The sequence below is a fragment of the Bacillus cereus group sp. N12 genome (assembly GCF_016483575.1).
Classification (GTDB): domain Bacteria; phylum Bacillota; class Bacilli; order Bacillales; family Bacillaceae_G; genus Bacillus_A; species Bacillus_A toyonensis.
This window is the reverse complement of record NZ_JAEHBO010000067.1, coordinates 24,067-30,066: the sequence shown is the minus strand read 5'-3', so window position 1 is coordinate 30,066 and position 6,000 is coordinate 24,067. Positions and strand designations below refer to the sequence as shown.

Below are 6,000 nucleotides of genomic sequence, written 5' to 3'. Positions count from 1 at the left end.
TTGAATGATAAACCAGTTGAAGTATTAAACAAGAATCCACTAGTCTCTAAAAAGTTATCTGATGCAATCCTTAATTATATGGAAAAATATTCCGATGCTAGAATTACGTTATGGAGATTGAATGATATACTAATTAATGAACTTAGTGGAAAATATAAATTAATTTTACAATTACAAGGAGAAAGTGCTGACATTCAGGCAAAGGCTGAACAAATTATCGATTGTGATTTCGACCATATTAAACAGGGTAACTTTGAATTTGAATTTATTGATTTTGTTGAAGTAATGTCTGAAGGTATTGAATTGATTTTAGCTGGTATTACTGGTTTCAAAATAGAACAAGAAACTGTTTTAGTATGATAATTTTATCAAGTTTAGAATAGGGGGTTGGGATGACTCATAATTGAGTTATCCTTTTATTTTAGAGCGGATTGTTGAATATGATCGGAATCCTGATATAGTCACAAACCAATAAAACTGTGATTTTTTGAATAAATAATAGAATCATAATGCTTATTTCGTTTGCTACTCTGTAATTGAAGGATAATTAAAAAGAAATATATTTTTAATTATAGTGTCATGACATTGAAGTTATAATAATAATTTCTATTGACTAAGATTTTTGACTTCAAATGCTATTCTCTTTTATTCTCAAACTCTACCTTATATAGTATTATCTTCTTGTGGTTTTCCAAAAAATTTATCAGTATAGTGACGATATTTTCTTTATTTTGAATTAATGGAAATAGTAGGTTTAATGGATGGGGAACTTGATTTGAACAGTTATCTAATCCCATTTTTAGATTCAAATTATAATGATGGGGAAGAAGACATGTATTTTTTGTGTACACTTATGGAGATAAGGGGGATAGAAGAAGAGGGACTAGGAGGAGCATAGATAGTAGATACTATTTAAAGATTATATAAAACTCTTAAGCTAGTTATTATCAACAAATTAGGTTTTTTGTTATCAGTTAAAAATGGTAAACCAATTAAGAATTTAATATACGAAGGGACGTGAGTCACTATGGCAAAAAAGAAAAGGAAAAGTAAAGGTACTTGGGACACAGCAAAAATTTCAATCTGTATCTCTATTTTTGCTCTATTATCTTCACTTGGTTCCTTTTGGGTAGCATACAATAATTTTACTTATACTAAGGCACTTAACGAGGATAAAATACAAGAAAAATTAAATCTAAAAGTATCTGACAGTAATGATTTAAACTATCTAACTTCATATACAAAGTTGGGGAAAATTAATTATAATGAGAGGACCTTTTTAGGTGTTATTCCAATTAATTATGAATGTATTTTAGTTAATGATAGTCAAGTACCTATGTCTATTACAAACTATGAAGTTAAGGCTTTACTAAATGCTAAAAAAACAGTTGAATATAGCAGACTTGATAGTGGCTTATATGATGAAAAGAATAGTCGTATTATCTTTCCTATTGATTTAGCTCCTGGGACTAGTAAAAAATTTATATTGAAAGTCGGAACACTAATTCCAGAAAATGTGTATGAAATATTATCTAAGACTTACAAGGAAGGAAATTCTATTTCATATGGTGAGTTACAACAGTATCTGTACGAAAATGGTACTGATGTTATTGGTAATAAAGTTGAGTATAACCAAATTACAACAATAGATGATAAATATGATGAAGGTTATGCACTTATTTTTCATACTTCAAAAAATAATCAATTTGATAAACAATTTTCAATGTATCAATCATTTGAGTAAATTTGTGGTATCACGAGACCTACTTAGTTTGCTTTGGTGTAATACAGTAAGCCCACTTATTCACAAATATGGAATCAGTAAATTTTCAACACGATTCAAATATAAGTGCGATGAGTAATGCAAGATATTTGAGAATGCTAGCAATATGCTGATGAAGTTCGAGACCAATCAAATAAATCAAAATAAGTTTATTTTTCATCTAATTGAATAGGATTTATCAAACTATATTCAAGAAGTATGTATTCTGAACAGGTTTAACTTTGAAAAAATATATTTTCATGTTGCGAACTAGAAATAGATTTAATGAATAGTCTTGTAATAGATTATATAATAAGTGGAATTTTGTATATGTTTATTTCGTTAAATATTGAATAAGCATTTTGAATCGTCTGCTATCAGGTGTGACCACTCTGAACAAGCTTTACACTTTAAGGTATTGGTAAATGAAAAAGTAGAGGAAATTGTAGCTTCATTTGAAGAGAAGGTAAAATCACTTATTGAATAGACACTAAATCCGTTATGTTTGTTTTAAAAATCTCTGAAAAGTAGGCTCGCAACCACAAACAACACAGAACTCACAACCAAAATGCTTAGAATAATTGCTCGATTTTTAATACATAATTACTATAAAGATGTTATTGAAAAAGTTGTGCCTGCGCCTTATTTTCAAGAAACATACTATGGGAAAAATACATTTTAAAATTCAATTAAGTTAAAGTCTAACGTCTTAGTTTAATTTAAGACGTTTTTTGCTCGAATTTTATAATCGCTTTATCTGTTGGGGTGTGCAGTAAGACTTTACTTCATTCATAGGATAACAACTAGGGTGTATCAAAAGGTACAGCTATGGGTGCGGTTCCTATTAGTACGGAAGATGGAAGAAAACTGAGTCCAGTTCAGTTAGCTCATGCACTTATGATGTGTGAAACCAAGACCAAGAGACGAGCGACATTGTCACTTTGTGGTTTAGCCATGATGGAGGAAACAGAAGTAGATACATTTCCTGGTGTAGAACGCATTGATATACAATTAACCACAGCAAGTCCAAATCTATCTTTACAGTATAAACAATCTCAAAACCTACACTCTGCCATGGTACAAGCGCCATTAAAAAAACAAGAACAAACCAAGGAAGAAAAGAGTGTGAAAAGAATCGATTCTTTTCACATGATTGGGAAGGTCATAAAGGTGCATAAAAAAATTCATGCAGACAGGAAATATACTAATTATCATATAGAGTTTGTCGTGAAAGATGAAAACAAGAAGCCTATGGTTATGATGAAGTATGACATCACAGCAACTGGAACTGATACGACGGATATAAATCTAGGTATGATGAAGGAAGGAATCTATGGATACATTCGTGTAGCGAAGACAGAACAAGGTCTTTTGTTACAAAAATGGACTCCATATATCCATTGCAGAGGCATATTGGTGGGAGCACAAAAGAAAAGAAACACGACAGCATCAGGATTTTTGTATGTCATTCAAATGAAGGAAGAAAACGGTAATGTAGTTGAGGTGTTTGTTTTACATCAATTCTTAAATGAATTTGAACAGTTATTCCAAGAACAAAAGTTAAAAAATGTTTTCTTAGATGTTTTGCTTGAGAAAACAAGTAAAGGATATGTTTTGATTAAGTACAACATCTGCTAAAGGTATGGAAGACAAAATGAGACAATCTCGATCGTTCTGTTCATTTCCACTCTATTCGTCTATACTGGAGTAATATATCGAAAGGATGTTCGTGAAATATGATAAATGTTATAGAACTATTTGCAGGAGTGGGCGGATTTAGAATCGGATTAGAGAAAATGAACCACTTTCAAGTCGTATGGGGAAACCAGTGGGAACCTTCAAAAAAGGCACAGGATGCTTTTCATTGTTATGCACAACGCTTTCAGGATAAGGGTATCCATTGTAACCAAGATATTGCTACCGTAACCGATGAAGAAATTCAAAAAATAGATGCAGACATGATTGTAGGCGGTTTTCCATGCCAAGATTATTCAGTTGCACGTAGCTTATCTGGAGAAAAGGGCATACAAGGAAAAAAGGCGTATTATTTTGGGAAATTAAGAGATTAGTAAATTTAAAACGTCCTAAGTACGTGTTGCTCGAGAATGTAGACCGGTTATTAAAGTCACCATCTAAACAAAGAGGTAGGGATTTTTCTGTAATGTTAGCTACGTTTAGAGATTTAGGCTATCATGTAGAATGGCGTGTCATTAATGCAGCTGAGTATGGACAAGCACAAAGAAGGCGTCGTATTTTTATTTTTGCGTATCGAAATGACATACCTTATGCGATTACGCATAAGGATGAGACAGATTATAATTTATTACATCATAAAGGCTTCTTTGCTGTTCCATTTCCTGTACAAGCGGAATCCTCACCGAAACACCCAGCTAAAGAGCTTGAGTTACCGCTTGATATTGTTGATGTATCGGATGATTTTTCGGCAGGGTACTGGAGTGCTGGGATTATGAGAGAAGGACGAATTTATACAGCGCAACCTATATCAATAGAAGAAAGTCCTATTCTATTAGGATCTATATTAGAAAAAAATGTAGATGATAATTATTACTTAAGTGAGACGGCTATTGAAAAATTTGAGTATTTAAAAGGTCCTAAAAAAATTGAAAGAACCGCAGCAAGTGGTCATAAATATATCTTTTCTGAGGGTGGAATGGCATTCCCGGAATTACTAGATAAACCTGGCAGAACAATGCTAACAAGTGAAGCGAGTATAAATCGAAGTACGCATGTAGTAAAAGATGAAAAAGGATTCCGATTTTTAACACCGATTGAGTGTGAACGACTAAATGGTTTTCCGGCTGATTGGACAAATACAGATATGTCTAATCGAATGCGGTATTTCTGTATGGGAAATGCGCTAGTTGTAGGGTTAATTGAGCGTATGGCCAAAAGGGTATATGAAATAGATAGTATAGGTGAAAAACAACAAGAGATTAAATTTGAGGAGATGGTATAAGCCATCTCCTTTATTGTTAGTTCGTATATTGCATAAATGCATGGTAGTAATGAAAAAACGAACAACCTTGGTATTTTACAATTAATTGTCTAAAATAAAGATAGATAAACATTGTTGCTGCATTTTACTCTTTTGATAGACTGGATAGTTCAACAGACTTTTGAGTACAACTTTGCACAGCTGAAATGATGGTGTACAGAGGTAATAAAGTTGTTTAAGAAACGCCAGTCATGTTATTCAACAATCTTGCCAGATTGTGGAGTAACTCTGATGTTACGTAGTAGAATTATACTGCGCAGTAAAGTTCTTCATTAATGATTTTTCTGCTCCCTTTGAAAAGGAAAAGAAGCAGATGGTAGGGAATAGGCATATTAGAAAATAATAGTGAGGGAGGGATATGGTATGGAATTTGGGGACTTTTTAAGAAAGAATTATCATTTGGGAGACAAATCTGTAAAAGATTATATTAGTCGGTGGAACGGAATCCTTAACAAAGGTTTATATAATGGAGAAACAGAGCTTACTCCTTCTTTGATAGCATCTGTTGATAGGGAGTATCCAGAAGACTCTCATTATAGCCTCACACTTAAACGATATATTGAATTCCAAAACAAGCAGAAACAAAAAAGTTAATAAGGATAAGTGGGAAATGAGTAGGAATGAATCTACTCATTTTTGTTTTTAAGACCAAGAGTATTTAATCTTAGAAGTATATAATCTATATAGGTTAGTAGAGGAAAAGGCAAAATGTAAACAATTTCAACTTAATATTTGAAATACTAGTGTTTTATATTAAATGATGATATATGGATAATTATGGTGTAAAATGTATTTGTAATTTACTAATCCTTGGAGTTATTTCATGTAAAAAAATCTATTTAAGAAGAAAATAAATCTAGACGAATTATCCTCATCTACTATAGATGAAGTCGACGAGATTCTAAAAAAATGAAAAACAAGTTTACTGGCAAAGTAGAAAAATTGATGAATAGACTGACAACGATAATTTGATGGAGTTGTCAATGGAAGAAATAAATGAGGAAGATTGACGGTAACATGGTGGCTGGTGGTTACTGACTAAAATAAGTATTAAAATTTACTCGAAAAGAGGAGAAACAGAATGAGATTATTAGGTAAACGGTTTGGTAGAGTTTATTCAGGAGAGTCTGTAAATTGCTTTCAATGTAGCTCACCGATGAATGAAGCTGGTTAAGATCATTATGAATGCTCTATCCTAATTGCGATAATGTATCATTTAGAG

4 protein-coding genes and 1 pseudogene are annotated in these 6,000 nt (G+C 32.1%); all 5 read left to right on the top strand.

The genetic code is table 11. From position 1 onward, the window contains the following. The coding region (locus JDS92_RS23260) for a hypothetical protein (RefSeq protein WP_199632587.1) at positions 1-360 on the top strand (360 nt) is incomplete at its 5' end. 667 nt (positions 361-1,027) lie between these two features. Continuing rightward, positions 1,028-1,744, top strand: coding sequence for a hypothetical protein (locus tag JDS92_RS23255; RefSeq protein ID WP_199632586.1), 717 nt, complete (start codon positions 1,028-1,030; stop codon positions 1,742-1,744). Positions 1,745-2,590: 846 nt separating this feature from the next. Further along, complete coding sequence (locus JDS92_RS23250; protein WP_199632585.1) at positions 2,591-3,400, top strand: hypothetical protein; 810 nt, start codon at positions 2,591-2,593, stop codon at positions 3,398-3,400. Positions 3,401-3,498: 98 nt separating this feature from the next. Further along, positions 3,499-4,739, top strand: a pseudogene (gene dcm / locus JDS92_RS23245) (DNA (cytosine-5-)-methyltransferase). A gap of 402 nt (positions 4,740-5,141) precedes the next feature. Beyond that, complete coding sequence (locus tag JDS92_RS23240) at positions 5,142-5,372, top strand: hypothetical protein (RefSeq protein WP_199632584.1); 231 nt, start codon at positions 5,142-5,144, stop codon at positions 5,370-5,372. Positions 5,373-6,000 lie beyond the last annotated feature (628 nt).